Here is a 19,308-nt window from a genome sequence, read left to right as displayed (position 1 = left end):
ATTATATGACTCTAAGATATAAAATGAAAGTAATTCATCAAAATTTTATCATTTAATAATCTAGGGGTTTGAATCTCAAGTAGTTTTGGCTTGTCGGATACCTCGTAAAATGTAGACAATTGCTCTTCTAAGGAGCTCGCATCATTAACCTTTTGATATCCTAATCCAAACATCTGGCAAAGTGCAAACGCATTTAGCTCATGTTTGGTTTCAAAAAAACGCTCGAAATTTTCCGAATCCTCTTTCCCAGGTAATATTCTAAAAATTCCTCCTCCGTTATTATTGATGAGGATAATCCTAAAATCAGACCTAATGTAATCGTTCCAAAGGGCATTACTGTCGTAAAAGAAGCTCAGGTCGCCAGTAATCAAAAGTGTTGGATTTTTTTCGTGTTGGGATGCTCCTATAGCTGTCGAAGTACTACCATCTATCCCACTTGTGCCCCTGTTACAAAATACGTGAACCGACTCTTTTATATGGAACAATTGTGCATAGCGTATTGTAGAACTATTGGCCAACTGCAATTGATACTTTTCTGGAATACTTGTAAGCGTAGTTTTAAAAACGGAAAAATCTGAAAATGGAATCTGTTTTAAATAGGAAACCTCCTTCTCTAGGTATTTTGTTTTAACCGCATTCCAATAGGCGAAATAAGTGCTTTCTAACCCCGTATGTGGTTTATAAAATGCTCTAATAACGCTATTGATTGAAGTTTTCAGATGGGTATCCAAACAAAAAAAAGTATCGTTCGCTCTTTTCTCGCCAATATGCCAATGGTGTTTTGGGGCGTACTGACGTAAAAATGCCTTTATTTTCTTAGAAACAATTAGTCCACCAAACGTAAGCAACACGTCTGGTTGTAAGGCCTTAAAAAGCTCGGCTTTATTCTCGGAGAGCTCTATTGGTGCAATTAAGGTGTCAATACTATTAAAAAAATTAGAATGATGCAGGTTTGAGGTGGTTTCCGTTAATACCAAAACCGAAGGGTCGTTTGCTAAGTTATCCAGTAGGGCTTGTTCTACCCAGTCAGGCTCATTCACACCAACCAACACCATCTTCCGTGTGGCACTTTGCCATATTTCTTTGAACTTATTCAATGAAATGGCCTTGTCTTTTTTTTTAAGGAAAATGGAGCTGTTTGAATGCACTGTTGCTTCCTTTACAAAATCATACAAAGGTTCCTCAAACGGAACGTTTATATGAATCGGAAGTGAAAACTCCAGAGCTGTCTGCAACGAACGATTGAGTTCTTCATTATTGAATTCTTGAATTTCTTCTTGTAGTTTGTGTACATTTCTACCTTGGAACCCATCTGGGGTATATCTTAAAATTCTATCCGTCGCATGCGAGACATCTTGTCTTAGGTTGGCAGCATACCCTATGTGCCTATCAAATACATTATCCTGGCGAATGGTTTGCCCATCGCCAACATCAATCTTATAAGATGGCCTATCAGCCGAAATAACAACTAGTGGAATTTCGCTATAAAACGCTTCAGCTACCGCCGGATAATAATTCAATAACGCACTGCCTGATGTGCAAATTACTGCAACAGGCTTCCTAAGGTTCTGAGCTATACCAAGGGCAAAAAAGGCAGCGCAACGTTCATCTACAATACTATAACAGGTGAAAAAAGAATCCTCCGAAAAGGAAATTGTCAACGGGGCATTTCTAGAACCTGGAGAAATTATAATATTGGTAATACCGTTTAGTTTACATTGGGCTACTACGGTTTGTGCTAATGGAATTGACGAATATTTCATGCGGTACAAAAATACAACCTGCAGCTTACTTAACCAATAGTTGTTTCCTTAAGTAGCAAGTAAACGCAACATTGTCTGCGCTTTGCTCTCGGTTTCCTGCCATTCTTTTTTGGGGTCAGAATCTGCTGTAATTCCACCGCCTATATAAATGATAACCGAATCGCCTACCTTTTGCATACACCTAAGGTTTACAAAAAGCTCCGAAGTCCTCACAACCGATCTATATGCACTATTTTCTTGGTTTCTTCGATTCTTATTTCTTGTTCTTTCTTCCTTGTAGTTCAGTTCACCCAAAAATCCTGAATAATAGGCACGTTGGTACTTCTCATTTTCCTGAATAAAACGTTTGACATCTGCTAAAGGCAAACCACAAACCGCAGGTGTAGGGTGTAATGCTGTTACTAAATCCTTTAACATTCCTTGGGCAAATTTACCTGTTATTTTAGACCTTAAATGCCAAAGATGTCCAGCCTTTATAGTTTCTACATTACCAACGTCGACTTCCTTTGCCCTAGTTTTAAGGACCTCAGCAATATAATCTGTAACCAATTGTTGCTCCGTTATTTCCTTTGTTTTCCATTTTGGGAACGCCTCTCCTACTGTTTGATTCTGTGTGCCAGCCAAGGACATAGTCGTAAAATTTAAGCCGCTTGTCTTTATTAGAATTTCTGGCGTAGCGCCTAACCACATACCCACTTTGGGATGATACCAGAGGTAGCAAAAGGCATTGGAATATGCGCTCAAGAGCTCTTGAAACGTAGTGAAAATAGGTTTCGAAAACGGAGCTTTAAAATTTCTAGAGAGTACTATTTTTTTATAATTTCCCGCACGTATTTCTAAAATCGCTTTTTCTACTAAGGCACTATAACGAGCTTCTTCATTAGTATCGCCTGGTGTATCCTGATATACATGTGCAGTTTTATGTGATGTCAGTTCTAGCGTCGCTTGACAAACATCTTCACTTTTAAGGAGAATAGGCTTTTCATCATTTAAAAATGGAGCGAATACAAAACCTTGTTCCGTGTAGTCCGTAACCTTATGTATGGTATCATCAGCCTGAAAAATTGCATTTAAAATCAACTCCCTTGGCTTACTATACAAAACAAAGGGAAGCTCCTTTTCCAAATGCTTTTTGGCTCTGGCGAGTAGTTCGGCACTCATATTATTCTCTTGGTAATGCAATGGTCGTTAATTTGCATACCGATATCAACTGGTCTGCTTCGTTGGTAATTTTAATATCCCACAATTGCGTAGTCCTACCCTTGTGGATAAAGGTTGCTTTTGCAAATACGTAACCAGATACGATACTTTTAACATGATTAGCGGATATCTCAATGCCTCGAACTATGAATTGCTGAGCATCAAGAAAAATATAGGAAGCAGCACTCCCTACACTTTCTGCAAGAGCTACCATAGCGCCTCCATGTAGTACACCGTCGGGTTGATGTACCCTTGGGTTAACAGGCATTCTTCCCACTAAAAAGTCCGCACCTACATCCACATATTCAATCTCTAAGGTCTCCATTAAGGTGTTCTTGGAAGATGCGTTACAAATGTTTAGGATCTTTTCTTTATGATCGTTCATCTTTTTTTTGTAAAATTAAGGAATAGTAGAGCAACATGCTTATGAATCTAAATTATATGTGGATTAAGGTGGGTAATTTGTATTAGGTAGTATAGAGATAGAATACCATTTTTGAACTTAAACATTACTTCAGCTTATATTTAAGTTTTAGATTTCAACTATAATTAAACACGAATGAAGAGCAAAACAAAAGCAGTAACCTACACCACCCAGAATACGTATAATACCTTGAATAGCTTAAATTCTAGGACTATAAACGTTTGGGTTGTATTTCATGGTATTGGGTATTTAAGTCGCTATTTTTTAAAATATTTTAACGAACTGAATACCGACGAGAACTACATTATTGCACCACAAGCCCCATCTAAATATTATTTAAACGACACCTACCGGCATGTGGGTGCTAGTTGGCTCACCAAAGAGGAAACAAGTCAAGAAACTGGAAATGTAATTCAATATATTGATGCTGTTCTTCATGCAGAAGCAATTCCAAAGCACTGCAACCTTATTATTTTTGGATTTTCCCAAGGGGTTTCTATAGCGACCCGATGGTTAGCTCAAAAGAGATTAAACTGCAACAAACTTATTCTCTATGCAGGCGGCTTACCCAAGGAGCTTGCTCCCGAAAATTTTGAGTATTTAATCACGAATAAAACAGAAGTTTCAGTAATTATAGGAACCAACGATGCTTATCTTACGCCTGAACGCTTACTAGAGGAAGAAGAGAAAGCAAAACACCTATTTAAAGGAACAGCAAAAGTAATACGATTTAAAGGCGGACACGAAGTGAAAAAAAATATTATTAACTCCTTAGCTTGATAGCTATGAGTACCATATTAGAAAATACAAAGGTCAAACTGATACCATTACAAGGTGTTCACTGGAAGGTACTTTGGCCCATTGCACAACACCTAGATTTACACACCTATGGTCCCAGTGATGTTTCCACGATTGAAAAATTAAAAAGCTACATACACGTGGCTTTAGAGGAGGCTGCTCTTCAAAAATCTATTCCTTTTGTTATTTACAATCAAATAAATAACGAAGTAGTAGGCTGCACCAGATTCGGGAACATAGATAACGGTAATAAGGTACTACATATTGGTTGGACCTGGATTTCCCCAACAGTACGAGGAATAGGTTTTAACCATCAAATGAAATTATTAATGCTCACGTACGCTTTTGAAACAATATTGTTCGAGAAGGTAGAATTTCGTATTGATGAAAGAAATATTGCATCAAGAAAGGCCGTTGAAAAACTAGGGGCTAGCCTTGAGGGAATTCTCAAAAAAAACAATATCGTAAAAAATGGATTCAGAAGAAACTCTTGCTGTTATGGTATCCTTAGAGAAGAATGGCCAGAACTTAAAAGGACAAATTTTTAGACAGTTAATACAGGCTACAGTACTGCCCTCTTTAACAAAATAACAACCAACGACCACCCTCTTACTTCTCTTTAACTTCTACCTCGTAATACGTGATTTTCCTTGTAACGTAAGAATTCTCTGGTGCTATAATCTGCTTAACCCAGTTCCCGTCTTCTTTATTATCATATTGATATATGTAGGTCTTTTTCCTCGTAGTAGTTATTCCTTTTGCCACTTCTTCTACCAACAGATCATTTTCGTTATAGCTATACGTGGTGCGCGTTGTAGGCGCAAAAGTCTTCTCCGCCTCCTTATATTCAAATTCTTGTTTTGCAACTAGTTTTCCTGAAGTATCAAAAACCTCTTCAAATGCTTTGTTGACTTCTCCTCGTAAAAATTCCTTAACTAAGACCACTTCTTGAACAGTCCCGTTCTTTTTTTTGAGTGTTGATGTCCGAATCGATTTTAGCGGAACGTCATTAATTAAATAGGTAATAGTGTATTCCCCTTTATACTTTATATATTCTACCAAAGTCTCATCTATGCCCTCATCATTGATACGAGTCATTTTAACTAAATCCCCATTAGCATCGTACTCGTAACTATATTGCTCTAAAAATTCATTCTCATAAGAAACTATTTTTTCCGTTACTTTCCTATGTTCAAGTGTATCTAATTCGTAAACGTGTGCTATTGAAGTACTAGGGTCAAACGTATTGTCTCGATAGGATTCCGACCTTTTTTCGATAAGCTCGCCGTCTTTATAGACATAGGAAACCAAATCATAGTCCGTATCGTTAAATCGGGTAATTACCTTGGTCAAACGCCCCAAGGTATCAAAATCAAATTCTTCCTTACCATAACTGGTACTAACCAAACAGGTCTTTACATTATTGTTTAAATCAAAATCTTGTAATGTAAATAATTCAATTTCTTGAGCATGTGCGTGCCAAGCATTACTCATAAGTACTAGTAGGAGAAAACGAGAACATTGGTCAAGCATAGTAACAAAGGTACTTTTTATTGTAATAATCAAAAACAAAATATGTGCCAAACTAAAAAAGGGCCAGATAAATCCGGCCCTTTTTTCTACTTAAATTATGAAGAATACTACTTAACTTCTTCGAAGTCTACGTCTTCAACGGTGTCACCCTCAGGAGCTGCTGCATCTGCCGTAGGTTCTCCTTGCGGAGCACCACCATCTTTTTGCGCGTCTGCCTGTGCTTTGTACATTTCTTCGGAAGCTACTTTCCAAGCTTCGTTAATTTTATCCAATGCTGGCGTTATAAGGGCTAAATCTTTAGATTCGTATGCCGTTTTTAACTCCGTTAAAGCATCTTCGATAGGCTTTTTCTTATCATCCGATAATTTATCACCAAACTCTTCCAATTGCTTTTCGGTCTGGAAAATCATGCCATCCGCTTCATTTAACTTATCTGCTGTTTCCTTCGCTTTCTTGTCAGATTCTGCGTTTGCTTCCGCTTCTGCCTTCATTTTCTTAATTTCTTCCTCGGTCAATCCTGAAGAAGCTTCGATACGAATATCTTGGGTCTTGTTCGTTGCTTTGTCCGTTGCAGAAACTTTAATGATTCCGTTTGCATCAATATCAAAGGTTACTTCAATTTGAGGGGTACCTCTTTTTGATGGTGGAATACCGTCTAAATGAAAACGTCCAATAGACTTATTGTCGTTTGCCATAGGGCGCTCACCTTGCAATACATGAATCTCAACAGAAGGCTGGTTATCTGCAGCCGTTGAGAATACTTGAGACTTTTTAGTAGGTATTGTAGTATTAGACTCTATTAATTTTGTCATCACACTTCCCATAGTCTCAATCCCTAGAGATAACGGGGTTACATCCAATAACAATACATCCTTAACGTCACCTGTTAAAACACCACCTTGTATGGCAGCACCTACGGCAACAACCTCATCCGGATTCACGCCTTTTGAAGGTTTCTTACCAAAGAATTTCTCTACAGCCTCTTGTACTGCTGGGATCCTTGTAGAACCACCTACTAGAATAATTTCATCGATATCACTTTTAGATAATCCGGCAGCTTTCAATGCCGTCTGGCAAGGTGCTATAGTTCTTTTTACTAAATCGTCAATTAGCTGATTAAACTTAGCCAATGTTAAGGTGCGTACCAAGTGCTTTGGCCCAGAAGATGTTGCTGTTACATAAGGAAGATTAATTTCTGTCTGAGCAGAAGAGGATAATTCTATCTTCGCCTTTTCAGCAGCTTCTCTCAAACGCTGTAATGCCATAGCATCATCACGTAAGTCAATGCTTTCGTCCTTTTTGAACTCATCTGCCAACCAATCAATAATTTTTTGATCTACATCATCACCACCTAAGTGCGTATCCCCATCGGTAGATAACACCTCAAAAACGCCATCACCTAATTCCAAAATGGAAACATCATGTGTACCACCACCAAAATCAAAAACAACAATTTTTTGATCCGTATCTTTTTTATCCATTCCATATGCCAAAGAAGCGGCAGTTGGTTCGTTAATAATACGTTCTACGGTGAGTCCTGCAATTTCGCCAGCTTCCTTGGTAGCTTGTCTTTGGGCATCGTTAAAATAGGCAGGTACGGTAATAACCGCTCTCGTTACTTCCTGCCCCAAATAGTCCTCCGCGGTTTTCTTCATTTTTTGAAGAATCATAGCCGATAATTCCTGTGGAGAATACATGCGTCCGTTGATATCTACTCTTGGCGTATTATTATCTCCTTTAACTACTTTGTAGGGTACTCGCTTCGCCTCTGTGCTAGACTCAGAAAACTTGTTTCCCATGAATCGCTTAATAGAATAGATAGTATTTACCGGATTAGTAACGGCTTGTCTTTTAGCCGGGTCTCCTACCTTTATCTCACCACCTTCTACGAAAGCAATTACCGAAGGTGTCGTTCTTTTTCCTTCTGAATTAGGGATTACTACAGGCTCGTTACCTTCCATTACTGAAACACAGGAGTTTGTAGTACCCAAATCTATACCTATAATCTTACTCATTGTATGTATTTTTAATATTAGTGCTTATTTCTATAAACCGTTAATCAATTGGCAAACAATATGCCAAGGGATAGCAACCTGACAGGATGTCATTTTTGATTCCTCTTTAGCCCATTACTTCCATACTCAAACCATCATATTAAAATTCCTGGGTATAAAGCCAATAAAATTGGCAGGTTTTACTTACTTTTTATGACATATTACAGGTAAGCTTAGTAAAACATCATTCTGAATTGGAATTAGATTTCCATAAAAACCCGACGCAACTATTTTTAAAAAATAAATCTTTATAACATCGGGAAGCGTTTAATTCAAACCATCACACAGCTATGAAGCAATTTACATCACTACTTCAGAGGCTACTCTTGTTTATTTCTTGTACAGCTGATGATATTTCCCAAAACAATACTAAGTTGTAAAACCTAAAATCCAATTAAAATAGCGAACGGGAAACCTTCGACACTATCGTAAAATAACTACCACCATCGAATCTTCAGGCATAGACCAAGGCCCTTGTTATTTTTAGGTAACCACAGGATTTAATACATCGATTTCATTTACGTGTGTACCCTAGAAGAAAAAAATAAAGCACAAGACGGAAGAATCGCTATCACCATTGTTTTAAAGCTGTTTTCCAAAAAGGAGGAAGCACGTTTAGGGCTTTTTCCTGCCGCAACAGATTATTTGTTTTGAAGCCTTTGTTCATTGAGTTTGACAATTAAGCAGAGAACAAGCGTAAATAGTTATTTACAGTAGCTTTTTACATCAATAAGAAAAACACATTTGACCTTCAATTCGAACCGTATTCTTTAAACTAAGTCAAGTAAAATATTTGCTTTGGAATCCTTCGATTAGAAGCGAGTTTATTTTCGTATTATCCAACTATATAAGTCATAAACCATTAAACTTCTCTGTACATTAGCGTAACAATTTTTAACCATTATGTTACAAATAGAATGTATCAGTATTTTTGATATGCTAAAAATAGGGGTTGGGCCTTCTAGCTCGCATACCTTAGGACCTTGGCGCGCGGCCGAAAGATGGCTGGCCGAATTAAAGCGAAACGGACTGTTTGACCAAATAACATCTGTTACCGTAAACATGTACGGTTCTTTATCTCTCACAGGTAAGGGCCATGCCACGGATTATGCCGTTATGCTAGGTCTGTCTGGAGCAGACCCTGAATATACCCCTATTGAGGATATTCATCCGTTGGTGCAATATGTTAAGGATAATCAAACCCTAAAATTAGGGAATGAGAAAAAAATTATTTTCGACCCGGATGTAAATATCATTTTCCATAGAAAATTTCTTCCTTTTCATGCCAACGGCTTAAAATTTGAAGCCCAGTTGACATCGGGAATTAAAAAATCAAAGACCTACTATTCCATTGGTGGCGGATTTGTGGTGGTGGAAGAGCGTAAAAATGCAAAGAAAAAAAAGGACGCCTTTAATGCCTTTCCATTTCCGGTTCAAAAAGGAACGGAGTTGTTGGCGTTTTGCGAACAAGAAGAAAAAAAAATATCGGAAATAGTACTAGAAAACGAACGCTCCCTTAGAACCGATTCGGAAATAGACAAAGAAATAAAACGCATTTGGGATACCATGTTGGAATGCATGTATACCGGCTGCCACACAGAAGGAAAGCTACCAGGCGGACTCAATGTAAAAAGAAGAGCCTATGACATTCATAAAGGTTTAAAGGGTAATCTATCCTATGAAAATCCTGAGGAATGGCTGATGACCATCAGACAGACCGAAGTAAAGTTCCGGCAAATCCTGCAATGGGTGAGCTGTTTTGCTTTAAGTGTAAACGAGGTCAACGCCGCCCTAGGCCGTGTGGTTACGGCACCTACAAATGGAAGTGCTGGAGTGATACCATCTGTATTGATGTATTATATGGTAATCGAGAACCACGGTGGCACTATGGAGCATATCAAACAATTTCTTTTGGTAGCCGGAGAGATAGGGAGCCTTTTTAAAAAAGGAGCCACCATTTCAGCCGCTATGGGCGGGTGCCAAGCAGAAATAGGTGTTTCCTCGGCAATGGCGGCAGGTGCTTTGACAGAGCTACTTGGCGGAACACCAGAACAAGTATTGATGGCAGCGGAAATAGCTATGGAACATCATTTAGGCCTTACGTGTGATCCAATAGGTGGTTTGGTTCAGATTCCCTGTATAGAACGGAATTCCATGGGCGCCATAAAGGCAATACACGCAGCAGAGCTTGCTTTAGGTTCCGATCCAAAAGAAGCTAAAGTGCCCTTCGACAAGGTTGTACAGACCATGTGGGAAACAGCAAAAGACATGAGTTCTAAATACAAGGAAACCTCAGAGGGTGGTCTTGCCGTTGGGGTATACTTAAGTGATTGCTAGTGCACTCTTAAAACAACCTATTCAGAATATTTGCTAATCAAACGGACTAAGAGGTAATTCAATTTATCTATTTGATACGCCCCTACGCTTGCTTCCAAATGTTCGTTTTCGATACCACTGTCGTTGGTAATGAAAACGAAGGTGCCGTTGGTGATAATAAAAAAAGAGCGCATGAGATAGTCTGTTTCGATATCGATGCCACTTGCCGTAATCGGGATAATTTTTATATCTCTTTTAGCAGCGGCTACAATTGCTTCTTGTAGCTCCCCTTTAATATACGTATTGTTGTACGGTGGCACATCCAACGTAAGGAAGGCTATCCTTCCTTTTGCTGTTTTTGACCATTGCAATTCGCTCAAGACCATATTCAAAGCGGTATGAACCCTTCTGGAAAATCACCTCCTCCATCAGCGCTGTGCGCTTTTATAAACTCCAGAGTCGTTCACGTATTCATTGTGAATCCAGAGTATTTAACTATATAATCGTCTTCGGTATCTCTATGGAATACGCTAGATGTCATGATATCAAGACTCGGAACTTGCTGCGCTACTTTTGAAATCACACTCAACAACTCTTTCTTTAAGAATTCTAACGCGGCAAACATGGAGCCTGTTGTAGCTACAATAAAAGCCAATTCTACTTTCGTGCCAGCTGAACCAACAGCACCTAAAACATATTCGTTGATGCCTTAATTGAACATTTTTACCGGTGTAGACATCATTTTATCATCTACAACTAAGGTATATTATTCCATGGATAGCGCAAACACAGCTTAACGTATTCCAACAAATAATTATGTTGTTCCAAAATTATCTGGCTTAGCTTCCCATACCACCACTCCATCCTTCTCCAATCTTACAGACGTATCGTTTATAGGTATCCAAGTCTCCCCCCTTTACTAAAACTGAAATCCTGTTCAGAGTATAAAAATTCTTGTAGTCTGCTTTGTTTGTAAACTCTTCTGTTTTTAACAAGTCCCTCCAAAAAGTACAGTTATCCAAATCGTTTCATTCTACAGCCGTCACAAATCCTGCTTCACCGCCATTACCACTTGGAGATGTGGAACTCCCAGATTCCGAAGAAAAACTATCTGCACCGTCAGAACTTTAATCAGTACTATTCAGCGCACCTTTATCGGCAGTGATAGCCTCATCATCACATGATATAAGCAAGAAACCAAATACTAAAAGGCAAACGTATATTTTTAATGAGCTCTGTAGTTTTATTAATTAGATAACCATTAAATACATAAGTTGCGTGAGTTTTTTCCAATTATGAAGTAAAACCTACTTAAGTTTAGGAGCTAAAACGCATATTTTAGTAAAGATTTTTACGACACTTTAATCTTTTGTATTCGTTTTCCGAATATGCAGAGTACTTCACAACTTTAGTCCAAAGTAAATCTAATCGCCTTATTAAAGGCGAGTCTCAAAGACCTTAAAAAAGTATTGATTGGTAAGGGGGTTATGGTCGGAAAACAAAATATCTTTGTAAGTTCTGATAATGGTGAAAATCCATAATCCATGACTAGACATGGTTGGCATAAAAGACCAATTTTAATTACCTAAAACTAACAAATTCAGCTTAAATTACTTCAAGAATTCCAATACGTTTTTTTCAATACGCTCTTGTATATGCTTGGTATCCCCTTTTACAAATTTTTCACCAGTAATCTTCTCGTAGAGTTCTATATATCTATCGGAAACGGAAACTATATATTCATCTGTCATTGCTGGAACAGTTTGTCCTTCTAATCCTTGAAAACCGTTGTTAATTAGCCATTGCCTTACAAACTCTTTGGACAACTGCTTCTGAACGACTCCTTTTTCCTGACGCTCCTCGTAGCCATCGGCATAAAAATAGCGGGAAGAATCTGGAGTATGTATTTCATCTATCAATACGATTTTTCCCTCTTTCGTTTTACCAAATTCATATTTGGTATCCACTAAAATCAATCCTCTAACAGCAGCAATTTCACTTCCTCTTTTAAAAAGTGCACAGGTATAATTTTCCAACACTTCATAGTCCTCATTGGAAACAATACCGCGTTTAAGGATATCTGCTTTTGAAATATCTTCGTCATGATTCCCCATTTCAGCTTTAGTGGCAGGAGTGATTATGGGATTCGGAAACTTATCGTTCTCCTTCATTCCTTCTGGCATGGGTACACCACAAAGCATTCTTTTTCCAGCCTTATATTCACGTGCCGCATGACCGGACATGTACCCTCTAATGACCATTTCAACCTTAAAAGGCTCACAAGCATGGCCTATTGCCACATTTGGATCGGGAGCTGCTGTTAACCAATTTGGAACGATATCCGCCGTATCCGCCATCATTTTTGTCGCAATCTGGTTTAAAATTTGCCCTTTAAACGGTATTCCCTTTGGCATAACTACATCAAAGGCAGAAAGCCTATCAGTAGCTATCATTATCAAAATATCATTTTCTAGCGCATAGACTTCGCGTACTTTTCCCTTGTACAAACTTTGCTGCCCAGGGAAATCAAAATTAGTGTCTATTATAGTATTCATTGGTCCTTGTACATTTTAAACAAAAGGAATAGCGTATTCCCCAAAAAAATTATAATCCCTAGTTATGGTGCTCAATAGTCTTGTAGGCAGCGATTACTTCTTTCACCAATTTGTGCCTAATAACATCTTTATCATCCAAGTAAATTATTTCTATGCCCGGTACGTTTTGTAAAACCAACAAAGCTTCTTTTAAGCCCGAGATAGTTCTGCGTGGCAAATCTATCTGTCCTGGATCTCCCGTGATCAAAAATTTAGCATGCTTGCCCATACGGGTCAGGAACATTTTCATCTGTGCGTGGGTGGTATTTTGAGCTTCGTCCAAAATCACAAAAGCATTGTCAAGCGTTCTCCCGCGCATAAACGCCATGGGAGCCACCTCTATAATCCCTGTTTCTATGTAATGCGTCAGTTTTTCAGGACTAATCATATCCCGTAACGCATCATATAACGGCTGCATATAAGGATCTAGCTTTTCCTTGAGATCACCTGGTAAAAATCCTAAATTCTCCCCTGCTTCTACCGCAGGCCGTGTTAGGATGATTTTACGCACTTGCTTTTCTTTAAGTGCTTTTACAGCCAAGGCTACTCCCGTATACGTTTTACCAGTACCCGCTGGGCCAATAGCAAAAACCATATCGTTCTTTTTTGAGGCATCAACCAAACGTCTTTGATTTTCGGTCTGGGCTTTTATTAGTCTGCCACTGACTCCATGCACCAAAGTCTCACCGCTCTTTGCAGAAGCTTGGTTCTTTGATGTATCTTCATCGTCTATGAGAACACGCTCAATACTATTTTCATCTAGCTTGTTATACTTTACGAAATATTGAACAAGCATTTCAAAACGCTTTTCAAATTCTTCCAGAAGTACTTCGTCTCCGTAAACCTTTATCTTGTTGCCTCTAGCCACTATTTTCAACTTTGGAAAATACTTTTTCAAGAGGTCTATGTGTTCATTTTGCTGTCCAAAAAAATCCCGTGGACTTATCTCGGTAAGTTCTAATATTAGCTCGTTCAAATAGTCATTTTTAGTAAGATGTCAACTAAGCAAAGATTAATTTCGCCTGGCTGTTTTTTTGTTTAATTTTGTTACTCAAATTTAAGTAAAAATTAAGTTTGCCAAAGCAAAAACATATCAACATTGTGGCATGGCGATTATTACCTTAACAACCGATTTCGGAATTAAAGACCATTTTGTTGGGGTGCTAAAGGGCTCTATCTATACCGAGCTTCCAGATGCAAACATTATTGATATTTCACACGGTATTGCACCTTTCAACATTCAGGAGTGTGCGTATATCCTTCAAAATTCCTATCATAATTTCCCTAGTGGCACCATACATATTGTTGGTGTAGATTCTGAAGCAACTCCAGAAAATCAACATATTGCGGTTTTAGTAGACGGACATTACTTTGTGAGTGCTAATACTGGAGTCATAGGCCTGATTACGTCAGAATTAAGTCCGGAGAAGGTAGTGCAGATAAATATTCCGGACCGTATTCAAGGCTCTTTTCCAGTGATGAGCGTATTTGTTCAGGTAGCCTGCCATATCGCTCGTGGAGGTACTCTAGAGGTGGTGGGCAAACCTTTTACCAATCTAAAGCTCCTACGAGAGTTTTTACCAAGGGTTTCAGACGATGGAAAAAAAATAATAGGAAGCGTTATTTATATCGATAACTATGGTAACGTAGTAACCAATATTCGAAAAAATCTATTTGATGGTCATCGAAAAGGAATGCCATTTATATTACAGGCCCGAAACCAAAAGCTAACCCAAATTCATAATAGCTACAGCGATATCATCGATTTTAAATTAGAAAAAAACAAACGCAAAGGTGATGGCGACTTGCTAGCCCTATTTAATTCCTCGGGATATATAGAGCTTGCTATTTACAAAAGCAACTTAAATACGGTTGGCGGTGCCGCTACATTGTTAGGTCTGGAGTACCGAGACAGCATTAGTATTGATTTTGCTTAATCACTGAGTTGCTGGTGCCATTTGACGCTAAGCAGTTTAATAATATCAAATTCGAAATCTGTATAGACCTGCCTTACTTTAATAGGATTATCGCCTATCAAATAGTTGATAACTACTTGGCGTATAGAAATAATAAATCAGATTAAGTTGGTATTGCGGTGCTTGGGTGCATAACACAGCTTAATATCGCTGTTAATAAGTTTGTTTCCTATAAAACTACAATTCAAATATCTTTGTTTCAGAGGATTCCCCCAAAACTGGAACCTTAAAACTATTTTAAGGAAGACATTTTAAAGATATAATTCAAAGTAGACAAAGATGAAATTTATAGTATCTAGCACGTATTTGTTAAAACAACTTCAGATTTTAGGTGGAGTCATCAATAATAGCAACACCCTACCCATTTTGGATAATTTCCTTTTCGATCTTAAAAAGGATAAATTAACCGTTTCTGCGTCTGATCTGGAAACAACAATGAGTTCTGTACTTAATGTAGATTCGGATAATGAAGGAATCATTGCCGTTCCTGCTCGCTTATTGTTGGAAACCTTAAAAACCTTTCCAGAGCAGCCCCTGACATTTATGGTTGCGGACAACAATACGATTGAAATCAGCAGCAATCATGGAAAATATGCCCTGGCATATGCAGACGGTGCAGAATTTCCAAAGGCGGTTGAGTTGGCAAGTCCTAGCTCCACTTCACTTTTGGGAGACATTTTAGCTACTGCAATCACCAAGACAATTTTCGCTGCAGGAAATGATGACCTAAGGCCTGTAATGAGTGGTGTATTCTTTCAGTTTTCCCCAGAGCATCTAACCTTTGTCGCAACGGACGCACATAAATTGGTGAAGTACAGAAGAGAAGATGTTAGTGCATCCGAAGTTGCAGAGTTCATTATGCCAAAAAAGCCGCTCACCTTATTAAAAGGTATATTGGCCGGAAGCGAATCTGACGTTCTTATAGAATATAACGAGAGTAACGCAAAATTCACCTTTGACGATACCGAATTGATATGTAGGTTAATCGATGGAAAATACCCAAATTACGAAGCAGTAATTCCAAAGGAAAATCCTAATAAACTATCAATAGCTCGAAATCAATTTTTGAGCTCCGTGCGTCGGGTGTCTATATTTTCAAATAAAACAACCCATCAGATTCGCTTAAAAATAGCAGGTGCAGAACTAAATATTTCTGCAGAGGATATAGACTATTCAAACAAAGCGGAAGAGCGTTTAACTTGTGCTTACCAAGGTGATGACATGCAAATAGGATTCAACTCCCGATTTTTAACAGAAATGCTTAATAATTTAGGAGCTGATGAAGTTTCCCTGGAAATGAGCCTACCCAATAGAGCAGGTATCCTTACGCCTATCGATGGTCTAGATGAAGGAGAGAGCGTAACCATGCTTGTTATGCCGGTAATGTTAAATGGATAACGGGATAGTACAACCAATTGATATAAGTTAAAGAGAGCAAAGTTTTGCTCCCTTTAACCTTGATAGCTTTTTTTAGGATATAAATCGTATCGTTCCAAAATAACTCGGTGATTCTCCATTACTTGCCCTAACCGCGTTTATCAGCGGCATAATTAGGGAGAGGATACCGGTAAACACCAGCAGGATAATTCCTAATCCGAATAAAAGGATAGCCGGAATACCAATAATCACGTACAAAATAAGACTTAACTGAAAATTGATAATAGACTTACCGTGTTCGTCCATACCTATTACGGTATCCTTCATAGTAAGCCAAAGTGCCAAAGGCACTAATAAACCTCCAATACCTGTAATATAATTCAAATACTGAGTTAAATGTGCGATGACCAATACACTTTGGTCTTCTCTAAGAACACTGTTTTGATTAATAATTTCCATTTTTCGATTGATTTTTAGATGAATACCTACTTATGTGTCTAAAAAAAAGGGAAATGTTACACTACCAATGGTTCAAAAGCTCGTATTATTCCTGTAATAGTTCTTCTAACTTCTCTTGGCTCTTTACAATCTTTACATTCAATTTACCAAGTTTACGATTGGTTTTACCGATGACCACAGGAGTCAACTAGCCCTTAGCCTGTTCCATTTTGCCGCTAACTTTTCTATCTGATTTTTATCCTTAGCAATGTCTTTAAACATAATGGCGATATTCCTTTTTAATTTCTCTTTGATAGCTTTCCTTTAGCTTCCTTTTTCTTTTTTTTAAGCTGTTTATTTACTGCATCACCCTTGTCCTTCATTTCTTTTTTTTCTTTTCGATAATCACAACAGAAACAGAACCTTGACTAGATGCTGTTGTTTGACCATAGAAACTCGTCGCTATTGCAAATACACGTAAGGCAACGAATGCCAATTTTAGCTATTTCGTGCCTATTTTATTTTCTGATTTAAGCGAACCATCGTATTTAATTTTTGTACATAAATAACAAGATGTAGGCATAAGGAACAAAGACATTTCTAAGGTAATATTATTTACTTTTGTCACATGATTCAAAACGACACTATTATTGCTTTGGCCACAGCTTCAGGTGCTGGTGCCATTGCCGTTATTAGAATTTCAGGAGCTAAGGCTATTACCTTAGTTTCCGAACATTTTAAACCCGTTACTACTAAAACACTAAAAGAACAAAAAAGTCACACCATACATTTAGGCCATATTGTTGATGGCGAGACCCTATTGGATGAGGTCTTGGTCTCCATTTTTAAAAATCCTCGTTCCTACACCGGTGAGGATGTTATAGAAATTTCCTGTCACGGTTCATCCTATATCCAGCAGCAAATTATTCAATTATTTTTAAGACAAGGATGTCGCATGGCAGCAGCAGGAGAATTTACGATGCGTGCTTTTTTAAACGGTAAAATGGATTTGAGTCAGGCCGAAGCCGTGGCAGATCTTATCGCAAGCGATAGTGAGGCGGCTCACCAAATAGCTATGCAGCAGATGCGCGGTGGGTTCAGCTCTACAATTAATGAACTTAGGCAAGAATTATTAAATTTTGCTTCTTTGATAGAGTTAGAACTCGACTTTTCGGGGGAAGATGTAGAATTTGCGGACAGGACGCAATTCAATCAACTATTACAAAAAATCACTAAAGTTCTTAAGGACCTTATAGATTCCTTTGCTCTTGGTAATGTAATCAAAAATGGCATTCCTATTGCCATAGTAGGCGAACCCAATGTAGGAAAATCCACTTTACTAAATGCTATTCTAAATGAAGAACGTGCCATTGTGAGCGATATTCCCGGCACCACGAGAGATACAATAGAAGACCAAATAGCCATCGGAGGTGTTAATTTTAGATTTATAGACACGGCAGGTCTGCGAGAAACCAGCGATAAAGTAGAACAAATAGGAATTGCTAGGGCCTTTGAAAAAATTGAACAGGCACAACTCGTTATTTATCTGTTCGAGGCCTCAAACGACAAAGAAGCCGAAATCAAGACCCTACAAGAAAAGTATCAGGACAAGAATATTTTATTGATAGCGAATAAGGTAGATGAAGTCAATCAGCAACGCATAGCAACGCTACAAAATAGGTATTCCAGACTACAATTAATTTCAGCCAAAACAGGGCAAGGTATCGAAGAACTCAAAAACACGCTCTTAACACTTTCCAGTGCGGGAGCCTTAGGGAAAAATGACACCATTATAACCAATAACCGTCATTATGATGCCTTGCTAAAAGCCTTGGAGTCAATACAACGTGTGAAAGAAGGGATGGATATAGAATTATCCAGTGACCTTATGGCTATAGATATTCGCGAAGCGCTTTATCATTTGGGCGAGATTACAGGTTCTGTTTCTACAGATGATCTTTTGGGGAATATCTTTTCTAATTTCTGTATTGGAAAATAAATTTAAATATTTGATTATCAGTATTTTATATTTAATTTATAATATTACCTTTAAATTCAACATTCATTTCAAACTATCTAAAAATGCAGCACGCCTAACACGAGATACAGGTCGCTTAGAATTATCCTCTAAAACAATATAATCTTCATTCAAATACTTATCAATGTAGGCAGTATTGATAAGATGAGATTTATGGATTTGATAAAACCTTTGGATGTTACCATAAACACCCCTTACCAAATAGGTCTATTAGAGATAATCATAGCAGATTAATAGGTTTACGACTTAGTATTTTGTCAACTATAAACTCGATTCTTTTGTAACGGAAGTACCCTTTAAAAATTAATTCAAAAGGCACTTTTATTTTTTTCATAAGTTCTATTTCTCTATAACCATCTGTTTTTGATATGAAAAGCCGTCATTATCATAAGAACGAATAAAATATGTACCTGCTGAAATCGAGTTTATATCTAGCACATAGGCTCCGCCATTTGATACATTTACACCATCGTAGGTTGTTATTAATCTACCCATAACATCAAAAACTTGAATCATTCTTAATTCCACTGGTTCTTCGAACCTTAAGGTGGTCGAAGTACTTGCGGGATTTGGTGTTACACTGAGCAAATTAAATCTCCTTAGTTGAGAACTTACTGTTGTAATAATAAGTTCTGGTGCTAGATTTGTTTCATCTGAAGCAAAAGCTACATCATTACCTGTACTATGTTTTACCATAAGGGTTATGAAACCACCACCAGCTATTTGTGAAGCATCAAGATTCCATGTTTTGGTTTGACCTAGACTATGGCTTCCAGAAATTGATGCAATTGCGCTAC

At 37.9% G+C, this 19,308-nt stretch carries 19 protein-coding genes; 6 read left to right on the top strand and 13 right to left on the bottom strand.

From position 1 onward, the window contains the following. Positions 1–11: 11 nt before the first annotated feature. The 3 genes from menD to Q360_RS0105265 are packed head-to-tail and all read right to left on the bottom strand — an operon-like array spanning position 12 to position 3,348. Positions 12–1,763, bottom strand: a complete 1,752-nt coding sequence (gene menD / locus Q360_RS0105275; RefSeq protein ID WP_027076161.1) for a 2-succinyl-5-enolpyruvyl-6-hydroxy-3-cyclohexene-1-carboxylic-acid synthase — start codon at positions 1,761–1,763, stop codon at positions 12–14. 48 nt (positions 1,764–1,811) lie between these two features. After that, the gene (locus tag Q360_RS0105270) at positions 1,812–2,924 is read right to left on the bottom strand and encodes a chorismate-binding protein (protein WP_027076160.1); all 1,113 of its coding nucleotides are present in this window, start codon (positions 2,922–2,924) and stop codon (positions 1,812–1,814) included. Between the two features lies 1 nt (position 2,925). Then, a complete protein-coding gene (locus Q360_RS0105265) occupies positions 2,926–3,348 on the bottom strand; it encodes a PaaI family thioesterase (protein ID WP_027076159.1) in 423 nt (140 codons plus the stop codon). 174 nt (positions 3,349–3,522) lie between these two features. On the opposite strand from Q360_RS0105265, the gene Q360_RS0105260 reads away from it, so the two are divergent. Beyond that, positions 3,523–4,167, top strand: coding sequence for an alpha/beta hydrolase (locus Q360_RS0105260; protein ID WP_027076158.1), 645 nt, complete (start codon positions 3,523–3,525; stop codon positions 4,165–4,167). 5 nt (positions 4,168–4,172) lie between these two features. Then, a complete protein-coding gene (locus Q360_RS0105255; RefSeq protein ID WP_036195202.1) occupies positions 4,173–4,733 on the top strand; it encodes a GNAT family N-acetyltransferase in 561 nt (186 codons plus the stop codon). Positions 4,734–4,794: 61 nt separating this feature from the next. On the opposite strand, the gene Q360_RS0105250 is transcribed toward Q360_RS0105255, so the two are convergent. Next, on the bottom strand, positions 4,795–5,679 hold the full coding sequence (locus Q360_RS0105250; RefSeq protein ID WP_211251574.1) for a hypothetical protein: 885 nt from the start codon (positions 5,677–5,679) through the stop codon (positions 4,795–4,797). A gap of 146 nt (positions 5,680–5,825) precedes the next feature. Then, positions 5,826–7,733, bottom strand: coding sequence for a molecular chaperone DnaK (dnaK, locus tag Q360_RS0105245; protein WP_027076155.1), 1,908 nt, complete (start codon positions 7,731–7,733; stop codon positions 5,826–5,828). 951 nt (positions 7,734–8,684) lie between these two features. Here dnaK and Q360_RS0105235 point away from each other — a divergent pair. Next, on the top strand, positions 8,685–10,109 hold the full coding sequence (locus Q360_RS0105235) for an L-serine ammonia-lyase (protein WP_027076154.1): 1,425 nt from the start codon (positions 8,685–8,687) through the stop codon (positions 10,107–10,109). Between the two features lie 17 nt (positions 10,110–10,126). On the opposite strand, the gene Q360_RS24460 is transcribed toward Q360_RS0105235, so the two are convergent. The 5 genes from Q360_RS24460 to Q360_RS0105205 form a co-directional block, all read right to left on the bottom strand. Then, complete coding sequence (locus Q360_RS24460) at positions 10,127–10,468, bottom strand: hypothetical protein (RefSeq protein ID WP_156950015.1); 342 nt, start codon at positions 10,466–10,468, stop codon at positions 10,127–10,129. An 83-nt stretch (positions 10,469–10,551) separates the two neighbouring features. Then, a complete protein-coding gene (locus Q360_RS25645) occupies positions 10,552–10,713 on the bottom strand; it encodes a hypothetical protein (protein WP_156950014.1) in 162 nt (53 codons plus the stop codon). Between the two features lie 214 nt (positions 10,714–10,927). Further along, positions 10,928–11,110 (bottom strand): hypothetical protein, encoded by a 183-nt coding sequence (locus Q360_RS25640; RefSeq protein WP_156950013.1) that lies wholly within the window; start codon positions 11,108–11,110, stop codon positions 10,928–10,930. Positions 11,111–11,698: 588 nt separating this feature from the next. Then, on the bottom strand, positions 11,699–12,643 hold the full coding sequence (locus Q360_RS0105210) for a phosphoribosylaminoimidazolesuccinocarboxamide synthase (RefSeq protein WP_027076152.1): 945 nt from the start codon (positions 12,641–12,643) through the stop codon (positions 11,699–11,701). 58 nt (positions 12,644–12,701) lie between these two features. Beyond that, positions 12,702–13,658 carry a PhoH family protein gene (locus Q360_RS0105205; protein WP_027076151.1) on the bottom strand — a complete coding sequence of 319 codons (957 nt, stop codon included), beginning with the start codon at positions 13,656–13,658 and terminating at the stop codon, positions 12,702–12,704. Positions 13,659–13,788: 130 nt separating this feature from the next. On the opposite strand from Q360_RS0105205, the gene Q360_RS0105200 reads away from it, so the two are divergent. Next, positions 13,789–14,619, top strand: a complete 831-nt coding sequence (locus Q360_RS0105200; RefSeq protein WP_027076150.1) for an SAM hydrolase/SAM-dependent halogenase family protein — start codon at positions 13,789–13,791, stop codon at positions 14,617–14,619. 318 nt (positions 14,620–14,937) lie between these two features. Beyond that, positions 14,938–16,056 carry a DNA polymerase III subunit beta gene (gene dnaN / locus Q360_RS0105195; RefSeq protein ID WP_027076149.1) on the top strand — a complete coding sequence of 373 codons (1,119 nt, stop codon included), beginning with the start codon at positions 14,938–14,940 and terminating at the stop codon, positions 16,054–16,056. A 72-nt stretch (positions 16,057–16,128) separates the two neighbouring features. Here the strand turns inward: dnaN and Q360_RS0105190 are convergent, their stop codons facing one another. Further along, entirely contained in the window at positions 16,129–16,494 is a 366-nt protein-coding gene (locus tag Q360_RS0105190; protein ID WP_027076148.1) for a DUF4870 domain-containing protein, read from the bottom strand. Between the two features lie 607 nt (positions 16,495–17,101). Here Q360_RS0105190 and mnmE point away from each other — a divergent pair. Continuing rightward, positions 17,102–18,472: a tRNA uridine-5-carboxymethylaminomethyl(34) synthesis GTPase MnmE gene (gene mnmE, locus Q360_RS0105180; RefSeq protein WP_027076147.1), complete on the top strand. Its 1,371-nt coding sequence runs from the start codon at positions 17,102–17,104 to the stop codon at positions 18,470–18,472. A 63-nt stretch (positions 18,473–18,535) separates the two neighbouring features. Here mnmE and Q360_RS27345 read toward each other — a convergent pair whose 3' ends face one another. Further along, positions 18,536–18,712, bottom strand: a complete 177-nt coding sequence (locus tag Q360_RS27345; protein ID WP_084273365.1) for a LytTR family transcriptional regulator DNA-binding domain-containing protein — start codon at positions 18,710–18,712, stop codon at positions 18,536–18,538. Between the two features lie 138 nt (positions 18,713–18,850). Then, on the bottom strand, positions 18,851–19,308 hold a 458-nt coding region (locus tag Q360_RS22345; protein ID WP_036195199.1), incomplete at its 5' end, for a T9SS type A sorting domain-containing protein.

The sequence above is a fragment of the Maribacter antarcticus DSM 21422 genome, assembly GCF_000621125.1.
GTDB lineage: Bacteria > Bacteroidota > Bacteroidia > Flavobacteriales > Flavobacteriaceae > Maribacter > Maribacter antarcticus.
The sequence above is the reverse complement of the archived record's forward strand: the minus strand, read 5'-3'. Positions and strand labels throughout refer to the sequence as shown.